Raw genomic sequence first — 19074 nt, forward strand, 5'->3', positions numbered from 1 at the left:
TACTCAACTTCCTTTCAAATATGGAAATATCCTTCCGCCCATAAATTTGTTCGGTAACTAACAGTCAGTATATGCAAATACAATTTTATTGTCAACATACAAATCCGATTTCCCGCGAATTTTATCACTCTGCCTTTGTTTTCTGACCGACGATTCCTGTTCATGCGCATTTTTCACATTCCACATTGAATTTTTATGCCGTTTTAACGAAAATCTTGTACTTTTTCCATCGCAAGTATAGAAATGTCACAAAAAAAATTGTATAATAAAATGTACTAAGAATGAAAGAGAGGGCTCATTATGAAGCAAAATAACATGTTAGCCATGATTTTAGCCGGCGGCCGCGGGTCCCGTCTTCATGACCTGACAAAAAAAGTGGCAAAACCGGCTGTTTCATATGGTGGAAAATACCGCATCATCGATTTTCCCCTTAGTAACTGTGCCAACAGCGGGATCGATGTTGTAGGTGTCCTTACACAGTATGAATCCATTCTCCTGAACAGCTATGTCGCAGCGGGACGCCGCTGGGGCCTGGACGCAAAGGACAGCGGAGTGTATGTGCTCCCGCCGCGTGAGAAATCCGACGCCAACCTGGATGTATACAGAGGGACAGCGGACGCGATCTCACAGAATATCGATTTCATCGATACATATTCACCGGAATATCTCCTGATCCTTTCCGGCGACCATATCTATAAAATGAATTATGCGAAAATGCTCGCATACCACAAGGAGTGCAAGGCGGACGCAACGATCGCTGTCATCGAAGTGCCGATGAAAGAGGCGAGCCGCTTCGGCATCATGAATACAAATGAGACCGGGCGCATCGTTGAATTCGAAGAGAAACCGGAACACCCGAAGAGCAACCTCGCTTCCATGGGTATCTACATCTTCAACTGGAAGCAGCTGCGCAAGATGCTCCTCGCAGATATGAAGGATCCGGATTCCAACCATGACTTCGGAAAAGACATCATCCCCGCCATGTTAAATAGCGGCGGCAACCTGTTTGCCTATAAATTCAAAGGCTACTGGAAGGATGTGGGAACCATTGATTCTCTCTGGGAGGCAAACATGGATCTCCTTGACAAGAACAATGAGCTTGACTTAAATGACAGCACCTGGAAGATCTACACAGAGGATGTCACAGCGCTTCCTCAGTATATCGGAGCGGACGCAGTCATTGACCGCGCATTTATCACCCAGGGCTGTGTCATTGACGGCGAAGTGCACAACTCTGTCCTGTTCACCGGCGCAAAGGTGGCGGCAGGGGCAAAGGTCATCAACAGTGTCCTCATGCCGGGAGCTGAAGTCGCGGAAGGCGCAGTGGTAACGCGCGCACTCGTCGCGGACGGCATCAAGATCGGCAAAAACGCCGTAGTAGGCAGCGCCGACAGCAAGAATATCGAACTTGTGGCAAAACGTGTAAAGGGGGATGAATAATATGAGTAAGGCATTCGGAATCGTTAATTTTGCCGGAAATCACATCCAGGTAGACGGGCTTCAGGCATACCGTCCGGTAGGAGCCTTTTCTTTCCTCGGCAGATACCGCACGATCGATTTCCCGATCTCAAATATGAGCAACAGCGGGATTGACAATATCCAGGTATACGTCCGCAGGAAACCTCGTTCCCTGACAGAGCATCTGGGGACAGGGCGCCACTACAATATCAACTCCAAGCGCGGACAGCTCAATATCATGTATACAGAGAACAACCGCATCGGTGATATCTACAGCACTGACGTGGCGGCATACATTGAAAACATGGACTGCATCGAGAGGATCCATCTTCCCTATGTTGTCATCGCTCCGAGCTACATGATATATACAGCAGATTACAGCACCTTCCTCAGCGAACATATCGAGTCAGGTGCAGACATCTCCATGATGTACCACTCTGTGGACAATGCGAAGGAAGCATTCCTCAACTGCGGCACGCTCAACATCAACAAACAGAAAGGCGTGCTCTCCATCGAGCCGAACCACGGAAATGCGAAAAACAAAAATATTTCCCTGGACACTTATGTGATGTCAAAAGAACTTTTTATCGACCTGGTAAAGAAAGCGCATAAGACGTCCTCCATGTACACCTTCGCTGATATCCTCAATGAAGAGTGCGAGAATCTTGACATCCGCGCAGTCTCCCACAGAGGATACTTCGCAGCGATCTGCGATTTCAACAGCTACTATCACGCAAACATGGACCTGATCGACTTAAAGCACGCTTCCGATCTGTTCAGCCCGGACTGGCCGATCTACACCCGTACGAACGACTCCTGCCCGACACAGTATTTCGAGGGCAGCAAGGTGACATCTTCCGTCGTATCCAACGGCTGCCTGATCGAAGGCACAGTCGAGGATTCCATCATCGGAAGAGGCTGCATCATCAAACCGGGCGCTGTCGTAAAGAACTGTGTCATCTCCGCTGACGTAGTCATCGGAAAAGGCGTCCACGTAGAAAACCTCGTCGTAGATAAGCACGCAAGGCTGATCCGCGGCAAGAGAGTCATCGCGTCTCCCGAAAAACCGGGATACATCAAACGCGGCGATACACTGTAAATCTGTAATTACGGGGGAGCCTGTGATCGAGTAAATCGGACGAAACCAGCGAAGCGCGGTTATAGAAGACGTATTCAGCACGGGTGTGTGGGTGGCTTCGGCTCCGGGGCTGAAAGTTTTTCGAAAAAACGCTTCGCTGTTTTCTGGTTTACTCAAGCCGAAAGGTCCCCAGCAAATGCAGCGTTTAAAAACGTAGTGAGAGAGGGGAACTTCTTCGACAAAAAGCCCCCCTCTCACCCACCTTTCGAAATCCTGCATTTGCCTGCGGGGACCTTCCGGTCGGATGCACGCAGAAAACCGGCCCCCCTTTGATGCGCACTTTCGCGGCGGACGGGGATATGGCGACGGTGACTTGGAGTAATCTGATGGAAAGACTTAAAAGAATGGGATGCGGCGTTAATTTCAAAGCGGATGCCTGAGCCGCAGGCGAATCTTCCGCTTTGAAATTGTCCTTAGCCGTATCCCATTCTTTTTACGTCTTTCCCAGATTACGGAACCGGAACCTGAGCCATATCCCCATACGCCACGAAAATGTCCTCAATCATATCGACGGTTTTCGGACGTTCAACCAAGAGGAAGGCTCCCCCCGCAAATCCAGATTCACCTTTGATTTTTCTGATAGATGACCGCCAGCCCCTTGAGCAGCAGATCTTCATCCAGCCGGATCTCTCTCCGGCAGTGGGGCACGATCTTCCCTGCCAGCCCTCCGGTGGCGACTACGGTCACATCCCCGTCCAGTTCTTCCGCCAGACGGTCAATGATACCGTCTATGGCAGCGGCGGCGCTGTATATGGTGCCGCTTTTCATGCACTCCACCGTATTTTTCCCGATGATATGCTCCGGAGCCTCCAGGCTGATGCCGCCCAACTGCGATGCATTCGCAGTGAGGGAATCAAGGGATACGCCGATCCCGGGATAGATCATCCCGCCGATGTAATTCTTATTTTTATCGATCACGCAGACTGTATTCGCAGTCCCCATGTCGAAGACCAGAAGTGGAACGGGATATTCTGCGATCGCCGCCACTGAGTCCACCACAAGATCGCTGCCGAGCTGCGCCGGGTTATCGATGCGGATATTGAGCCCGGTTTTGATGCCTGCGCCGACGATGAGCGGTTCTTTTTTCAGGATCTTCTCTACCGCGAGCTTTACGATCGTGGTGATCTGCGGAACCACCGAGGAGATGATCCCCCCCTCCAGGTCTGCTCTTTTTATATGATAGATATCCAGCACATTCTTGATGTCAATGGCGTATTCAAGCTCCGTCTTTGTGCGCACGGTGGACAGCCGCTCGATGAACACGCACTTTTTGCCGTCCATGCACCCGATCACGATATTTGTATTCCCGATATCAATAGCCAATATCATTTCTTAAGCCCAGCCTTTCCCTGACATTTTTCTTTAAGAGCACACGTCCGATGAGAAGGGTCAGGATCCCTGCGACGATTGCCTCAGGCACGCCGTTGACCCCGATCACTGTCAGGATAAACGTATAGACCGCTGACACTGCGACTTCATTCGCCGCGGCATATGCCTCTCTGAAGAACACGAAGATCAGGTTCATGACGAGCAGGGTATTGACCAGCGCGCCGCTCACTCCCGCAAGCACGAGACCCACGCTTGAGATCCCGCTCTTCCTTTTGACCAGGTCTTTGGTGAGCCACATGACCAGCTTGTATACAAAATACGGCACTACACCCACAAGGATCCTCGGGATAAAGCATATGATTATACTTCCCAGACCGCCGCTCACATCCCCGATGCTGTAAAAGGGCGTAAACACGAATGAGGTAGGCGTGGGGTTCATCGTATTATTGATAAAACTGGTCAGCCCGAAAAGGAATCCCAGCGCCGCTCCCTTTTTCGGTCCCATCAGAAGGGACGCGACGATGACCGGCACATGGATGATGGTCGCCCTTGTAAATCCAAGCGGGATATAGCCCAGAAAGGGGGTAAAGGCCATGATGCATATGATCGCACCGAAGATCGCCACCTGGACCATGCTCATCGTGCTGAATCTGCTCCCTGACTGTACACCGCCGCTGTTTGGCCGGCTGCTGTCAGTCTGTTTCCTGGTTTCTGTTCTTTGATTTTCTGAATTTTTCATGATTGCCTCCTTGTTATCATTCCCGTAAGGGATACAATACATTTGGCACAGTTAAGAATTCTGTCCCTATATTCGATTGTTTTCGCTGCCGCCAATATCTTCGGCAGCCCGTATGTCCATGATCCGGTCCATGATCTTTGAGGCTGTCTCCTCTTTTGACATTTTCCCGAGTGAGAGTTCCTCGTTTTCCGTGATCATGGTCACCACATTGGTATCGCCGCCAAATCCCGCTCCTTCCACTCTCAGGCTGTTCGCCACGATCATGTCCAGGTTCTTTTTCTGAAGCTTCTGCCTGGCGTTCCCGATCAGGTCCTGCGTCTCCATGGCAAACCCGCACAGGAACTGCCCCGGTCTCTTATGCCCGCCGAGCCAGGCCAGGATATCGTCTGTCCGCTCCAGTTCCAGCGTGAGCTCCCCGTCTTTTTTCTTCATCTTTTCACTGCTCACAGATTTCGGGCGGTAATCCGCCACTGCTGCTGCCTTGACGATGATATCCTGCTCTGATGCCCGTCCGGCCACTGCCTCAAACATCTCTTTTGCGGTCGTGATCTCCACCATGCGGACGAACTGCGGCTTCTTCAGAGCGGTCGGGCCGCTCACAAGCGTCACGGACGCGCCGCGCCGCGCGCACACTGTGGCAATGGCATACCCCATCTTCCCCGTGGAGTGGTTCGTAAGATAGCGGACCGGATCCGCCGCCTCCTGGGTCGGTCCCGCTGTCACGAGCACATTCAGGCCCTGCATATCCTTTTCACAGGCGATCTCCTGAAGGATATACTCGAGCAGGAGCTCCGGCTCCGGCATCTTCCCTGCGCCCGTGTCGCCGCATGCCAGATATCCCACAGCCGGGCTGATGACCTCATATCCATAATTTTCCAGGATCTTCATATTATCCTGTACGATCGGATTCTCGAACATGTTTGTGTTCATGGCAGGAGCCACGATCTTGCGGCACCTGCACGCCATCACAGTGGTCGTCAGCATATCGTCCGCGATGCCGTGGGCGATCTTGCCGATCACATTGGCGCTGGCAGGCGCGATCATCACCACGTCCGCCTTCTTTGCCAGCGATACATGCTCCACGCTGTACTCAAAATTACGGTCAAATGTGTCTACAAGACACTTGTTGCCGGTCAGAGTCTCGAACGTGATGGGATTGATGAAGTTCACCGCATTCTGCGTCATCAGCACATGCACATCCGCGTGCAGCTTTTTGAGCGCGCTGGCCAGGGACGCGGTCTTGTACGCGGCGATGCTGCCCGTGACCCCGAGCAGGACTGTCTTTCCCTTTAACATAGGTTACCCCCTTTCTTAAGTCCGACAGAACCGTGTGCGCCCGCGCTGCGGACGCTGTCTTCCGATTATGTGTGAACATCCCGCCCCTGCGTCGGGATTGCTCCGGTTCCGCTCTATTATATGGCATGAAAGCTGAAAAATCAATCCGCTCCGTATCTGTGGGCATAATGTAACAGTTCAGCCCGCGCCATTCGGAAAACCGCACTGCGTGCTTATTGCGGCTGCCACCGCTGTTTTCCTCATAAACGGGCGCTCAGCTCATCGGACTGCCCGCTCGAAAAATCATGCGAGCATGATTTTCTCTCCCGCGCAGCCCGATGGCTGAACTGTTACCGCATAATCCATCAGAAAAATGCGCACAATATCCCTGACACTCTAAGTATAAGAGATTATTAGAATTAAGAAAGGATATGGAAGATCATGGATGAACAGACAAGAAAACTGCTGGAAGAGTGCACCAGCGGATGCAGGATGGCGGAGGACAGTATCGGGCAGATCCGGGAATACATCAGGGATCACCGCCTGTTGGAACTGGCGGACAGCTACGCAGAGCGCCACGCAAAGCTGAGGCAGGAAGCGGATGAATGTCTCAGCGAATGCGGTTATGAGCCGAAGGAGCCGGGAGCTGTCTCCAGCACTTTTGCATGGTTTACCACAGAGATGAAGCTCACTTTCAATGACGACAACACGCAGATCTCCAAACTCCTCATCGACGGCTGCAGTATGGGGATCAAGACCCTGGGCGAGCGGCGGAACACGCTGGACCGCGCGGATAAGAAAGCGCTTGCCCTGGCGGACCGGATCATCCGCACGGAAGAAGATTTTATAAAGGATCTCCGGGGATATCTGTAAATACAGATACAGACTCAGCCGTAATCCGGCGCATATCCGATGCTCTTATACCGGAGCTCTTATGCCGGACGGTAAATAAAATTGGATTTTCTCCTCCTTTCCCTTTATAATAGCAGTCAGAAAAGGAGCGGAAATCATGCTGAGATCATACATTGCATTTGACATTGAGACAACGGGACTCGATCCCATGGAAAATGAGATCATAGAGATCGGAGCGCTGAAAGTGCGGGAAGGCAGGGTTGCGGAACGGTTCATGGAATTTATCCGTCCCGTATCTCCTGTCTCACCGGCGATCACAGCGCTTACCGGGATCACAAATGAAATGGTCGCGGACGCAAATCCCCGCAGCCAGGTAGTCTCTGACTTCCTGGATTTCTGCGGGGACGACGTCCTGATCGGCCACAATGTGATCTTTGATTACAGTTTTGTGAAATGCAGCGCCGTACAGGACGGTCTGACATTTGAAAAGATGGGCATTGACACCCTGAAAATTGCCAGAAAAGTGCATGCTGACCTGGACTCAAAAAGCCTGGGCAGCCTGTGCGACCACTACCATATAGAAAATAAATCCGCGCACCGCGCCTACCACGACGCGCTTGCCACTGCCAAGCTTTACCAGACTCTGGCGCATTATTTTGAAGCGGACGAGCCCAGGCTCTTTCAGCCTGTGCAGCTTACATACAAGGTCAGAAAACCTCAGCCCGCCACGCCGAAACAGCTCGCCTTTCTTACCAGCCTGATCCGGAAGCGGGGCGCAAAGATCGACCTGGATCCCCAGACACTGACCCGGAGCGAGGCATCCAGGATGATAGACGGGCTGCTGAAAGGATAAATGGAGTTTCCACACCCTTTAAAGAATTATCACATAACATATATGCATACCTTATTTCTGTTATAAAAACTGAATAATCCTTGCCACCTGCCAGTAAGATATGCTATATTAAAGGTGCTAAAAGAACAACCGCCAAAGTGGTTGACCAATAAGTTAAGTTTATGAAACCGCCCTTACTCGCCAAAGTACAAGGGCGGTTTTGCTATGCTTTAAACACTACTTCAAATTCGCAAATACGAATGTCAGCAATGCCAGAATGAACATTCCAAAAGCCATTAGATCTTTAAAGTCAAACGGTTTCTTGTCCATCAGCACCACCCCCATCCTATCCAGATAAAATGGGTCAGTTCAGATAAGCCTCACCCTCTCCACCACGCTCCCCTTCCTGATCATCCGCGCTCCCGCGGCAAGGGGAATCCCGACACATACTGCTGTGATAAACACCGCCATCCCCACCAGGGGCCACACCGGCACCACAAAGGGCGCCTGCATATAGTTCATAGACTGGTACACTGCATACGTCACAGCGAGCCCCGCGGTGGCGGTCAGGATAAGCGACCCGCCTGCGAAGAACAGTCCCTCCAGGATGAGCATCCGGGCTGCTCCTGAACAGATCCAGCACTTCCTGCTCTGTCTGTTCGTCATACTTCTCCGCATACCTGATCCCCGCCTTGGAGACAACCGGAGCGGGGATAAACTCTCTGACCACAGCATCGCTCACAATGACCGTGGGCGGATACCCGAGCATGGGGCCGCTGTAATATCCCTCATCCGTCAGCCCGGCGATCTGGAATGTACGTGTATTTTCACCGTTCCCGTACTCCGCGCAGGTGACTTCTTTCCCCGCCAGATCATCCATCGTCAGATCCAGACCGTTCCGGTACAGCACACATGATCTTCCGGACAGGAATTCTTCTCTGTCAAGTTCTGCTCCCACGGTTTCCTGGAGATAGGGGAACTCCGCCTCGCTGACTCCCAGTATGACGGAACCGAAATTTTCCGGATACTCCTTATATTCCTCCGCCTCATCCGAATAGGGTATGTTCATCCACTTCGCGTAAAATTCTTCCATCCACAGATCGGCAAAATCCGGCTCCCAGGGCACTGTAATCTGCCCGTATATGAGCGGATAGACCTGAGACACTCCGCTGACATCCTCCAGGCTTCTGAGAAAATCTTCTGTCAGCAGATCCCTGTGCTCTTCGGGATCTTCCTTTTTCAGCGTATCATTTGTGACCGTGATATCATTATTCATATGATTTGTCACAATGGTCCTCGCCGCCTGGCTTTCCAGAAGGGTGCTCAGGCATAGGAATACAGACAGCCCGGCTGCAAGCGAAACTATGATCACAGCGGATTTCTTTTTGTCTTTTAATACCTGGTCCAGCGCCATCCTGGGGATCAGCCTTCCTCTTCCCGTCCGCCGGCGCCCGTCCTTCCCCTGCGCCGGGCGGTATCCCGCTGCCTCCAGAGGTGAGACAGACACAGCCATTTTCACAGGCTTCCTGCTGCCCATATATATCGTAAACGCGGTCAGGGCAACCGTCAGGAGAACGACTGCCGGGTTCAGTGTTACAGGGACATCCCCCTCCTCCCCGGCACGGATCCCGAGGAAACGGATCACCGACGGAAGGAGCAGGAACGAGACCGCTCCCCCTGCCAGAAGCCCTCCCAGCACTCCCGCGCATCCGAGGAACATCATCTGCCTGCGGATCAGCCGCCGGATCTGCCTGCCTGTCATCCCCACAGTCTGGAGCAGCCCGTAATAACGGACATTTCCCGATACGGCAAGATACAGGATATTATAGATCAGGAGATACGCGCACAGGCAGGTCACTGCCGCAAGGGCGCACAGGCCGAAAAAGATAGGCAGAGAATATCCCATATCACCGGTAAAATACACGGCCTGCTGTTTCCCCAGATCCAGGCTCTCGATAAATGCTTCCTGCTCACCGGATGTCATGACCAGCCTGTCAAAGTCCAGATGGAATCTCCCGCATCTCACCTCTGACACGTCATATCCTGACTCCCGGTAAAATGCCTCTGACACATAGAACGCATTCTTCGTCCCATAGCCGTCCCACATGCCGGATATGATGAACTCCTTTGTCAGCAGATTTCCGTTCCCATCCCGGTATCCTGCGGAAAAACTGTCCCCCACCGTAAGCCCGGCAAGCCCTGCCTGCTCCAGCGCTTCTTTTGTCACCATAACCTCATTGTCAGCCTTGGGATAAACTCCGATCACCCAGTCCCGCGCCGGCGCCATGATCTCATCCCAGCACACAGGATCCGCCCAGATACAGGAAGCCTCCACAGTGCCATCCTTTTCCGTGGATTCGATGTATCCGCTCATGGCGAGGATCCCCGTCCTTTTTATATCCGGGTTATTTTCACACTTCTCCCTCTGTTCCTCAGTGACTCCGTACATGATGGCGTCGTACTCCCCGCCGTTTAAACGGATATTCTGGAGCCGCTGCATTTTAAAATAAGTGATCCCTGCCGTAAAGATCGAAAAGAGCATAAAGGATGCCAGTACGATGGACAGAAAAATGATCAGGTTCCTTCCCTTATTGTTCCTCAGCGTGCTCTTTGCCATGCGGTCGATGACCCTGCGGTTGTTATTTGCCAGCATAACGGTCACCTGCCTTTACGATCCTGCCGTCCTCAATATGCACGGTCCGGTCCGCCATCTGCGCGATATCATTGTCATGTGTGATCAGGATCACGGTCTGTTGGAACTGTTTCGCCGCCACTTTGAGCAGACCCATCACGTCATGCCCGGACGCGGTATCCAGATTCCCAGTCGGTTCATCCGCCAGGATAATCCCCGGTTTTGCCGCCACAGCGCGGGCGATGGCGACGCGCTGCTGCTGTCCCCCGGATAACATCCCCGGCAGAGCCTCCGCTTTCCCGTCGATCTGGAGCAGTTCCAGGATCTCCCTCACGAACCTCCGGTCGATCCGCTTCCCGTCCAGCTCGATGGGCAGCACCACATTCTCATACACATTCAGGTCCGGCACCAGGTTATAACTCTGGAATACAAATCCCACCTTGCGCCTCCTGAAAACGGCGAGCTGCTCTCTGTTCATATCCGAGAGCTTCCTTCCGTCCACATAGACTTCTCCGGCAGTGGGTGTGTCAAGCCCGCCGATCATATGCAGCAGAGTGCTCTTTCCGCTCCCCGACTTCCCGATGATGGCGGTAAACTCCCGCTCCTTCACGGCGAAATCCACTCCGTCCAGCGCCTTTACCGTATTCTCTCCGAGACGGTAATATTTCTTCAGCCCAACTGTTCTTACAATGTAATCTCCCATATTTCTTACCTCCTCTGTGATCTCAGGATACACGCTGAAAATCACAGACCGGTCTCAATCTCGGATAATCACAAAACTGTGACCGCGCTCCCTCCTGACGCGCCCCTCTCCGTCCGCTGCCCCTGCCCTTGCTGTTCATTCGGCAGATAAATACAGAAGTCCGCTCCTGCTCCCTCTTCTGAGCGCACTTCCACATATCCGCCCTGCATCTCCGCGATCTTCCTCGTCAGGTACAGCCCGATACCAAGGCCATCCTGTCCGTGGACTTCCGGCTCGCGGTAAAACCGGGTAAAGATCTGGGCATGCCGCTTCGGTGCGATCCCCTTCCCGGTATCCCGCACATGGATCTCCGTGAAGATCTCACGCCGCTGCACCCGGACCGTGACCCTCCCGCCCTGCGTGGTATATTTCACAGCATTGTCCAGCAGATTATAGATGGCTTCTTCCGTCCATTTTTTATCATGGGGCAGTTCCAGCGCCCCTTCCCCGTCTTCTCTTTCCACAGAGAGAACGATATTTTTCTTCGAGGCTGCCGGGACGACAGCCGCCACCGCGCATCCCAATGTCTGTATCAGATCCGCGGTTTCCTTCCGGATCTGGATCACGCCGGTCTCCAGCCGGGACATTTTTACAAGGCTCCGGAAGAGGAAATCCAGCCTGTCCGTCTGATGCTCCAGCTTATCCAGAAATTCTCCCGCATCCTCAGGGAGACCCCTGCTTTTCAAAATTTCCAGATAGATCTTCTGGTTTGCGACCGGCGTCTTCGTCTGGTGGGAAATGTCCGAGATCAGCTCTCTGATCTGCTGCCTGCTCCTCGCAGTCTCTTCTTCCTTCTTCTCCAGGATATGGAAGACCCGGCGCAGCTTTTCCTTCACCCTCCCCAGGAGCGTGTCTTCCGTTTCCCCGCTTTCCCACGGTCTTCTGCCCTGGATGACCGCGTCCAGGCTCTCCTCCAGCGCGTCCGCGAACTCATAGACGTCCCGCTTCATCTTCCACAGCTTCCAGCCCATGACGCCCGCTGCCGCGGCGGCGCACACTGCGATGATCACTGTCCAATCCATTGATACCCCATCCCATATACATTTGAAATATATTTGTGCTCCGCGTCCTCGATCTTTCCCCGCAGCCGGTTTATATTCACCGCCAGGGCATGCTTATCCACAAACTGGTTCCCGCCGTCCCACAGCCTGTCCAGCAGCACTTCATAGGTGAGGAGCTGCCCCCTGTGGGCGAGGAACTCTTTGAGGATCCGGAATTCCGTAGGAGTGACAGAACACGCCTTCCCATTTACTTCCGCCTTTGCCCGGAGCAGGTCGAGCCTCAGGAATCCGTCGTCAAACACAGTCCCCTGCTCCTCCCCGCTCCGCTTCAGGATGACGCTGATCTTCCTGAGCAGGATCTTCATGGAGAATGGCTTTGTCACATAGTCCTCCGCGCCCACTTCATACCCCAGCAGGGCGTCCTCCTCCAGGTCCCTTGCCGTCAGGAAGAGCACCGGGACTTTGGAGCGCTCCCGGATCCAGCGGCAGAATCCAAAGCCTTCCCCGTCCGGCAGGTTCACATCCAGCAGGATCAGATCCGCGCCGTTCTTTTCATAAGCGTCCCGCCCTTCCGCGATAGTGTGGGCGGATATGGTGCGATAGCCCTCTTCCTCCAGGACATAGGAAATCCCCTGGTTCATCTCCCTGTCGTCTTCCACTACTAAAATCTTCTGCATTTATTCTTCCCTTCCTTACCGATACTTCTGCATCTCCCGATGGCTGCGTAATTTTCTGGCCTGCATCTGTTCCGGAGATTTCATATCATGCCTGAATCCATATGCGTAGTATAAACCGGCGGGCATGGGATTACAAGGCGAATGCGTGATCGTAATCCGTTCCCGGAACATTTTGCAGGACCGCCCCGCAGCAGCGGCTGTATCTGCCCCTCGGCAGGACGCACACAAAAAAGCAGTTCAGCCTCCGACTTCCGATGGTTGAACTGCTATTTTTAAATCCGCTTAGTTCTCAGCTTTTTTCCTGATAAGCTCTTTCCCCGACGTGACCACGATCGTCACACCGAGCACCATGAGCAGCACCGCAACGATAAGCTGCAGTCCCTCGACCATGAACACGCCCGTTCCCGCTGAGAATGCTTTAACGAGTGAGATAAATCTCTGCACCAGGGCGGAGAATGTCACGATCAGCATGATCACAAACGGCGGCACCAGCGTCTTCATCGTCCTTCCCGTCACTTTCAGGAATACGCACAGCGTGATCAGCACAAGCGCGCTCAGCAGCTGGTTCGCGCTTCCGAACAGCGGCCAGATATTGGAGTATCCGACCTGGGTCAGAATGTAGCCGAACACCAGAGTGATGACTGTCGCAAAATACTTGTTGCACAGGACTTTCCTCCAGCCCTCCGCGTGCTCCATGTCATCCACGCTGAACAGCTCCTGGAAGGACATACGCCCGATACGCGCTACGGAATCCAGTGTCGTAAATGCCAGGGCAGATACGCACATCGTCATGAAGCTCTGCGCCACAAAGACCGGGATGCCGAACATCTCGAGGAATCCAGCGACTCCTGAGGAGAAGATCTGGAACGGCGTTCCCACTGCCGCTGTGCCGTCCGCACCTGCCGCCGCGCCTGCCACGCAGAGCGCGATGACCGCCAGAAGGCTTTCCAGGACCATGGCTCCGTATCCGACTTTCAGCATATCCTTTTCGTTTGAGATCGTCTTGGAGGACGTACCGGACGACACCAGGCTGTGGAATCCGGACACCGCGCCGCATGCGACTGTCACGAACAGGATCGGGAAGAGCGTTCCCAGACTCTCATTCTGGAATCCCGTAAACGCCGGAAGGTTCATGGACGGATGCGCAAAGATCAGTCCCAGCACCGCGCCCGCGATCATTCCCACGAACATAAAGGTCGACATATAATCCCTGGGCTGCATCACGAACCACATCGGAAGCACCGCCGCCAGGAAGATATAGATAAATGCGATGTACACCCACATATCCTTGCCCAGGATCACCGGGAAGTTCATACCGAATACAAATGCGAGCACCGTGCATACCAGCCCGAATACGACTTCCTTCCATCCGGTGAATTTCACCTTATGCTGGACCACGCCGAACACGACCGCGAACAGGATGAAGAACAGGGAAATACTTCCCGCCGCCCCGTTTACTGTCGCATTTTCAGAGAGCGTCTGCACGCCGTCCGTCACGACATACGCGTTAAATGTATCTGCCACCATGTCAGCAAACGCTGCGATAACAATAAGACAGAACAGCCAGCAGAATCCGAGGAAGAGCTTTCTTCCCGCTTTTCCGATATACTTCTCGATCAGGAGTCCCATGGACTTTCCGTCATTCTTGACGCTCGCGTACAGTGCTCCAAAGTCCGTGACTGCCCCGAAGAAGATGCCTCCCAGGATGATCCACAGAAGGACCGGCAGCCAGCCGAACGCCGCCGCCTGGATCGCTCCGGTGACAGGGCCCGCGCCCGCGATGGATGAAAACTGATGGGCAAAGACTGTCCATCCGTCCGTGGGCACGTAATCCTGCCCGTCATTATGCAGGACCGCCGGAGTCTTCGCCTTCGGGTCGATCCCCCATTTCTTCGCCAGCCAGCGTCCGTACAGCACATAGGCAGTGATCAGGCACACAGCGGCGATCAGTACGATTACTAATGTGTTCATAATCCTCTACTCTCCTTTGTATCTAAAAAAGATTGTCTCACGGATGCCGATGCATCCGATGCATCCTGAAATGCAAAAGCTGCCGAAAGGACCTTCGCGGGAGCCGCCAAACGGACATGCAGGCATGTCCGCCTGGATCGCTGCTTCACGGAAATAAAAAACGCCCTCTGACAGATCACTCTGTCAGAAGACGAAATACTTTTCCGCGATACCACTTCTGTTACCGGTGCTGCGCTTCTCTGCATTGCTGCGCCTCTCTGCGCTGCCGGTCCCTCATCCCTGTCTGCCGCACAACCGGCGGGGCAACAGGTATCCCTGTAACGGGAGAATCCCGGTCCGGGCTACTCTCCAAAGATTTGACCCAGACTGCTCGCAGGCGATGGCTTCACCGGGCTGTGCTGTCCCCTCTCACCGTCCGGGAACTCTCTGAAAACACCTCTGCGCCGGAAGTCCTGTCCTGTTCTCAGCAGTATTCTTTTACAATTCGTTTTTATTATAACGCAGGATTTCGGAATGTCAAGGAAAAATTAGATTGCGCTCTGTTTTTTACAGCTTCTTTTTGGAATCAAACTTCTCCAGCACATCGTTCGCCCCGATCACGATCAGGATCCCGCCTTCCGGCAGCGGCTTCTGCGGATCCAGAGTCACATCGATCTTCCCATTGATGATGATCCCCACCACATTGATGCCGAGGCGCTCACGCACATTGATGTCCACCAGCGTCCGTCCGACCCATTTATCCGGGACAGCGATCTCCACCATACTGTAGTCATTCGAGAGCTCGATCCAGTCCATGAATTCCCTGGATACCAGGCTCTTCGCCACTCTGCTCCCCATCTCGATCTCCGGGTACACGATCCGGTCCGCTCCGACACGCTTAAGGATCGCCCCCTGGAGTTTATTCTTTGCTTTCGCTACCACGAGCGGGATCCCCATCTCCTTGCAGAGCATGGTTGCCATGATGCCCGCCTCGAGATTTTCCGAAACCGCCACCACAACACCGTCCAGATTTTTTCCGCCCAGCGCCTGGAGCGCATCCGGGTCAGCCACATCCGCCTTCATCGCATAGGACACTTTGTCCGAGATATCCTGGATCTTCTCATAGGAGTCATCCATCACCAGGACATCACACCCCATATTTTCCAGCGTGAGCGCTACGCTCTCTCCGAAACTTCCCAGCCCAAGTACAGCATACTGCTTTTCCATTGTCTATTCCTCCAAATATTTTCTGCTTTCATTCTTCTGATCCGGATACATCGGATCAGCCGCTCAGCCCCGGTCCGGTTATCCGCGGCCAGTTATCCGAGCATTACCTTCTCTTCCGGCAGTTCCCTGAACTGCGAACTCTTATCACTCTTTCCCGCAAATACCAGCGCCATTGTCAGGGGCCCGATACGGCCTATGTACATCATCAGCATCAGCACGATATGGCTCGCCCTCGTAAGGCCCGGCGTCAGGTCTGCAGACAATCCTACTGTACCCATGGCGGATGCCGCCTCGTACATCAGGTCCAGCACATCCACTCCCGGCTCGAAGACAGTCAGCGCCATGATCCCTGCGAACAGGACCATAAATGTGATCAGCGCGATGGTAACGCCTGATTTGATGGATTCTGTAGCGATCTTGCGGTCAAAACACTCCGTGTCCCTGCGGTTCCTGAGCACACAGAGCACGGTCAGGATCAGCATTGCCGCGGTCGTCGTCTTGATACCGCCGGCCGTACCTGCCGGGGAACCTCCGACAAACATCAGGATGCAACCGATGAGCTTGGAGCTCTCCTCAAGCCCCGCCTGGGATACTGTGGCATATCCCGCTGTCCTTGTTGTCACAGACTGGAACATAGACGCCATGATCTTCTGGAATACATTCATATCCTTCATGGTCGCCGGGTTCTCGAACTCGATGATAAAGAAACACAGTGTGCCGAAAAGGATCAGTCCGGCAGTCATGATGATCACGATCCTGCTCTGGAGCGTCAGTCTTGTAAAGAGCCATTTCAAAGGCCGCTTTCTCTCTTTGCCGATCTTTCTCACATTGGCAGCGATATCATACCACACAGGGAATCCCAGACCGCCCATCACGATCAGGAACATGGTCGTGAAATTGATCAGCGGCGACAAAGCATACTGCTGGAAACTGGTGCTTCCGATAATGTCGATCCCCGCGTTGCAGAATGCTGACACAGAGTGGAATATGGAATATCCGATCCCCGCGACGACGCCATACTCAGGTATAAACTTAAAGGCAAACAGGACAGCTCCGATCCCTTCCACGAGAAAGGTCCCTTTCAGGATACGGATAACAAATTTGACCATTCCGGAAAGTGTATCCAGCCCGTACGCCTGCTGGATCGTGATCCTCCTTTTCATGGAGATCCGCTTGCCCAGCATCAGGTAAAATGACGCGATGCACGCGATGATGCCCAGACCGCCGATCTGGATCAGGACCACCAGTATGATCTTTCCCACCACAGTGAACTGATCCGCCGGGACGATCGTCACAAGTCCGGTCACGCATACGCTGGTCACCGAAGTAAAGAGCGCGTCAATAAACTCGATCGGCTTCTGGTTGCTGAACGGAAGCCAGAGGAGCACGCCCCCCAGAAAGATCACTCCAAAAAATCCAAGTGCAACGAGCTGCATTGTATTCAAACGCACGCGCCTTGCACTTTTTTTCTGCTCTTCCATATGAAATTATTTCTCCTATTTATACTTTCCTGCGGGCACGCTGACCAGGCCTGCTGGCGCAGGAGTCATTTCCTGTTTAATATATCACTCTCCATATGGATTGACAAGAGAAGCGGCTGTAAAGAAAGAGCTAAAGAATGATTCCCCAAAAATCATTTTTCCATTTCTTCGATCACGCACTGATGCTCTCTTGTCCGCCTGTCGTAATTGATGCCGACCAGCAGTATCCTGCCCCGATAATCCTCAAGGCTCCTCACATACTCTCTCCTACGGATCTGGCGGATCGCTCCGTCAGCGCTTTTGTCCCATTTCAGCTCCACCACGAGCGCCGGCTTTTCCGGATGGTTCTTCCTCGGGATATACACCATGTCCGCAAAGCCTTTCCCTGTCGGGAGTTCTCTGTATACAGTATAAAACGCCCTTGCCGCATACAGCGCCAGAGAGATCGTATAGCTCAATGCATTCTCATCATTATATTGGATGTGGGAGGTCTCAAAATGAGCTTCCTCGATCCCCTTCACTGCAAGATCCGCCTGTTTCTGCCAGATCGCATTCAGTGTATCCGCAGAATTCTTCAGCGCCTCTGAAATACCGCCCCACTCCGAAACAGAGACCGCATTCACATACTCTCCCCGTATCTCGCTGTTCGGGATAAACGCTGTCCTTTCTCTCCTGTCATAACCCAGGTATCCGAGGTGGATAAGCAGAGTCAGCACGTCATCCTCCGTCCGGAGCGTAGTCATATCATTGGTAAAGCTCCCTGTTGTCACCGGGACAGCTTCCCCCGCGACCATACTGATCACATCGTCCTGAAGCCCTGCAAAATCCATATCAATGTACATTTTCAGCGCTTCGAATGTCTCTGTCTGATTCCAGTAATTTCCCGTCTTTCCGAACTGCATGCAGCTTACTACCGACCTCGGGCTGTACACATGCGCAGCATCGCCAAGCCTGTAACCGTCATACCAGCCCTTCACCTCGGCCGGGTCCATCCCGTAATCTTCGCACAGGCCGAGCACCTCTTCCTCTGTAAATCCCGCATACTCTGCCAATGGGCCCGGATCGATCATGGAAAACTCATCAAACATGTTCAGGGCAGAATGTGTGCCATATTTTTTTATAGGAAGGATCCCCGTCATATAGGCAAGATGGATATAAGCCTTGTCTTTGAGCAGATCCCGCAGAAAATCAAGATACATTTCCTGTGCATCCTTATTTTCCCGGTTTTCCCTGAATACACAGTCCCACTCATCGATAATGACTACAAACGGGCATTCGGTATTCCGATAAATATCCTGCATCGTCCGGGCTAAGTTTTCTCTGTCAAAATACCGATAATCCGGGTATTCCTCCAGAAGCTCCCAGAGCAGCGTCTTCCTTAACAGAGAAAGCATGCCTTCCACACCCCTGCCCTGGCTCAGGAATTCCTGCATATTAATAAATATCGTATCATACCGGTTCAGGTGTTTCTCAAACGAATCATCGGACGCGATCTTCAGTCCCGCAAACAACTCCCGTGATCCGCAGCCGCGGCTGTAATAGGCAGCGAGCATATTCGCAGCCATTGTTTTCCCGAAGCGTCTCGGCCGGCTCACACACACATTCTGCTGCTGCGTATTAAGCACTTTGTTTGTATAGCGGATCAGTCCGGTCTTATCTACATAAATTTCCGAATTCAGGGCTTTTATGAAATTGTCATTGGACGGATTCAGATAACTTCCCATATGGCTTCTCCCCTTAT

The 19074-nt window shown here is 53.0% G+C and carries 15 protein-coding genes; 4 read left to right on the forward strand and 11 right to left on the reverse strand.

All coding sequences use genetic code 11. The annotated features are described in order from the left end of the window. The first annotated feature begins 300 nt into the window (after positions 1 to 300). Positions 301 to 1440, forward strand: a complete 1140-nt coding sequence (locus tag B5G27_RS07400; RefSeq protein WP_087178290.1) for a glucose-1-phosphate adenylyltransferase — start codon at positions 301 to 303, stop codon at positions 1438 to 1440. A 1-nt stretch (position 1441) separates the two neighbouring features. Next, a complete protein-coding gene (glgD, locus tag B5G27_RS07405) occupies positions 1442 to 2557 on the forward strand; it encodes a glucose-1-phosphate adenylyltransferase subunit GlgD (RefSeq protein WP_087178291.1) in 1116 nt (371 codons plus the stop codon). 600 nt (positions 2558 to 3157) lie between these two features. On the opposite strand, the gene B5G27_RS07410 is transcribed toward glgD, so the two are convergent. The 3 genes from B5G27_RS07410 to coaBC form a co-directional block, all read right to left on the reverse strand. Further along, complete coding sequence (locus tag B5G27_RS07410) at positions 3158 to 3925, reverse strand: type III pantothenate kinase (protein ID WP_087178292.1); 768 nt, start codon at positions 3923 to 3925, stop codon at positions 3158 to 3160. Continuing rightward, positions 3909 to 4565 (reverse strand): ECF transporter S component, encoded by a 657-nt coding sequence (locus tag B5G27_RS07415; protein WP_242958275.1) that lies wholly within the window; start codon positions 4563 to 4565, stop codon positions 3909 to 3911. Before B5G27_RS07415 ends, B5G27_RS07410 begins: the two co-directional genes overlap by 17 nt. A gap of 165 nt (positions 4566 to 4730) precedes the next feature. Next, positions 4731 to 5960, reverse strand: coding sequence for a bifunctional phosphopantothenoylcysteine decarboxylase/phosphopantothenate--cysteine ligase CoaBC (coaBC, locus tag B5G27_RS07420; RefSeq protein ID WP_087178294.1), 1230 nt, complete (start codon positions 5958 to 5960; stop codon positions 4731 to 4733). Positions 5961 to 6380: 420 nt separating this feature from the next. On the opposite strand from coaBC, the gene B5G27_RS07425 reads away from it, so the two are divergent. Continuing rightward, entirely contained in the window at positions 6381 to 6812 is a 432-nt protein-coding gene (locus B5G27_RS07425; protein WP_087178295.1) for a hypothetical protein, read from the forward strand. Positions 6813 to 6948: 136 nt separating this feature from the next. Continuing rightward, entirely contained in the window at positions 6949 to 7644 is a 696-nt protein-coding gene (locus B5G27_RS07430; protein WP_087178296.1) for a 3'-5' exonuclease, read from the forward strand. 343 nt (positions 7645 to 7987) lie between these two features. Here the strand turns inward: B5G27_RS07430 and B5G27_RS07435 are convergent, their stop codons facing one another. The 8 genes from B5G27_RS07435 to B5G27_RS07475 all read right to left on the reverse strand — a co-directional run bounded on the left by B5G27_RS07435 (position 7988) and on the right by B5G27_RS07475 (position 19057). Next, positions 7988 to 10276: an FtsX-like permease family protein gene (locus B5G27_RS07435; RefSeq protein WP_242958266.1), complete on the reverse strand. Its 2289-nt coding sequence runs from the start codon at positions 10274 to 10276 to the stop codon at positions 7988 to 7990. Further along, positions 10263 to 10958 (reverse strand): ABC transporter ATP-binding protein, encoded by a 696-nt coding sequence (locus B5G27_RS07440; RefSeq protein WP_087178297.1) that lies wholly within the window; start codon positions 10956 to 10958, stop codon positions 10263 to 10265. Before B5G27_RS07440 ends, B5G27_RS07435 begins: the two co-directional genes overlap by 14 nt. A 68-nt stretch (positions 10959 to 11026) precedes the next feature. Further along, on the reverse strand, positions 11027 to 12019 hold the full coding sequence (locus B5G27_RS07445) for a sensor histidine kinase (RefSeq protein ID WP_087178298.1): 993 nt from the start codon (positions 12017 to 12019) through the stop codon (positions 11027 to 11029). Continuing rightward, positions 12004 to 12675: a response regulator transcription factor gene (locus B5G27_RS07450; RefSeq protein WP_087178299.1), complete on the reverse strand. Its 672-nt coding sequence runs from the start codon at positions 12673 to 12675 to the stop codon at positions 12004 to 12006. The genes B5G27_RS07445 and B5G27_RS07450 overlap by 16 nt, the downstream gene beginning before the upstream one ends. Positions 12676 to 12957: 282 nt before the next feature. After that, the gene (locus B5G27_RS07455) at positions 12958 to 14646 is read right to left on the reverse strand and encodes a carbon starvation CstA family protein (RefSeq protein ID WP_087178300.1); all 1689 of its coding nucleotides are present in this window, start codon (positions 14644 to 14646) and stop codon (positions 12958 to 12960) included. Positions 14647 to 15192: 546 nt separating this feature from the next. Further along, positions 15193 to 15852: a potassium channel family protein gene (locus B5G27_RS07465; protein ID WP_087178302.1), complete on the reverse strand. Its 660-nt coding sequence runs from the start codon at positions 15850 to 15852 to the stop codon at positions 15193 to 15195. Positions 15853 to 15944: 92 nt separating this feature from the next. Then, positions 15945 to 17333 carry a TrkH family potassium uptake protein gene (locus tag B5G27_RS07470; protein ID WP_164488440.1) on the reverse strand — a complete coding sequence of 463 codons (1389 nt, stop codon included), beginning with the start codon at positions 17331 to 17333 and terminating at the stop codon, positions 15945 to 15947. A gap of 152 nt (positions 17334 to 17485) precedes the next feature. Then, positions 17486 to 19057 (reverse strand): AAA family ATPase, encoded by a 1572-nt coding sequence (locus B5G27_RS07475; RefSeq protein WP_087178303.1) that lies wholly within the window; start codon positions 19055 to 19057, stop codon positions 17486 to 17488. Positions 19058 to 19074: the final 17 nt, after the last annotated feature.

The sequence above is a fragment of the Lachnoclostridium sp. An76 genome, from assembly GCF_002161355.1.
GTDB lineage: Bacteria > Bacillota > Clostridia > Lachnospirales > Lachnospiraceae > Mediterraneibacter > Mediterraneibacter caccavium.

Bases quoted from the DNA above. Each gene is read 5' to 3' on its own strand.
- B5G27_RS07400 (WP_087178290.1), top strand. From the start codon at position 301: ATGAAGCAAAATAACATGTTAGCCATGATTTTAGCCGGCGGCCGCGGG.
- glgD (WP_087178291.1), top strand. From the start codon at position 1,442: ATGAGTAAGGCATTCGGAATCGTTAATTTTGCCGGAAATCACATCCAG.
- B5G27_RS07410 (WP_087178292.1), bottom strand. From the start codon at position 3,925: ATGATATTGGCTATTGATATCGGGAATACAAATATCGTGATCGGGTGC.
- B5G27_RS07415 (WP_242958275.1), bottom strand. From the start codon at position 4,565: ATGAGCATGGTCCAGGTGGCGATCTTCGGTGCGATCATATGCATCATG.
- coaBC (WP_087178294.1), bottom strand. From the start codon at position 5,960: ATGTTAAAGGGAAAGACAGTCCTGCTCGGGGTCACGGGCAGCATCGCC.
- B5G27_RS07425 (WP_087178295.1), top strand. From the start codon at position 6,381: ATGGATGAACAGACAAGAAAACTGCTGGAAGAGTGCACCAGCGGATGC.
- B5G27_RS07430 (WP_087178296.1), top strand. From the start codon at position 6,949: ATGCTGAGATCATACATTGCATTTGACATTGAGACAACGGGACTCGAT.
- B5G27_RS07435 (WP_242958266.1), bottom strand. From the start codon at position 10,276: ATGCTGGCAAATAACAACCGCAGGGTCATCGACCGCATGGCAAAGAGC.
- B5G27_RS07440 (WP_087178297.1), bottom strand. From the start codon at position 10,958: ATGGGAGATTACATTGTAAGAACAGTTGGGCTGAAGAAATATTACCGT.
- B5G27_RS07445 (WP_087178298.1), bottom strand. From the start codon at position 12,019: ATGGATTGGACAGTGATCATCGCAGTGTGCGCCGCCGCGGCAGCGGGC.
- B5G27_RS07450 (WP_087178299.1), bottom strand. From the start codon at position 12,675: ATGCAGAAGATTTTAGTAGTGGAAGACGACAGGGAGATGAACCAGGGG.
- B5G27_RS07455 (WP_087178300.1), bottom strand. From the start codon at position 14,646: ATGAACACATTAGTAATCGTACTGATCGCCGCTGTGTGCCTGATCACT.
- B5G27_RS07465 (WP_087178302.1), bottom strand. From the start codon at position 15,852: ATGGAAAAGCAGTATGCTGTACTTGGGCTGGGAAGTTTCGGAGAGAGC.
- B5G27_RS07470 (WP_164488440.1), bottom strand. From the start codon at position 17,333: ATGGAAGAGCAGAAAAAAAGTGCAAGGCGCGTGCGTTTGAATACAATG.
- B5G27_RS07475 (WP_087178303.1), bottom strand. From the start codon at position 19,057: ATGGGAAGTTATCTGAATCCGTCCAATGACAATTTCATAAAAGCCCTG.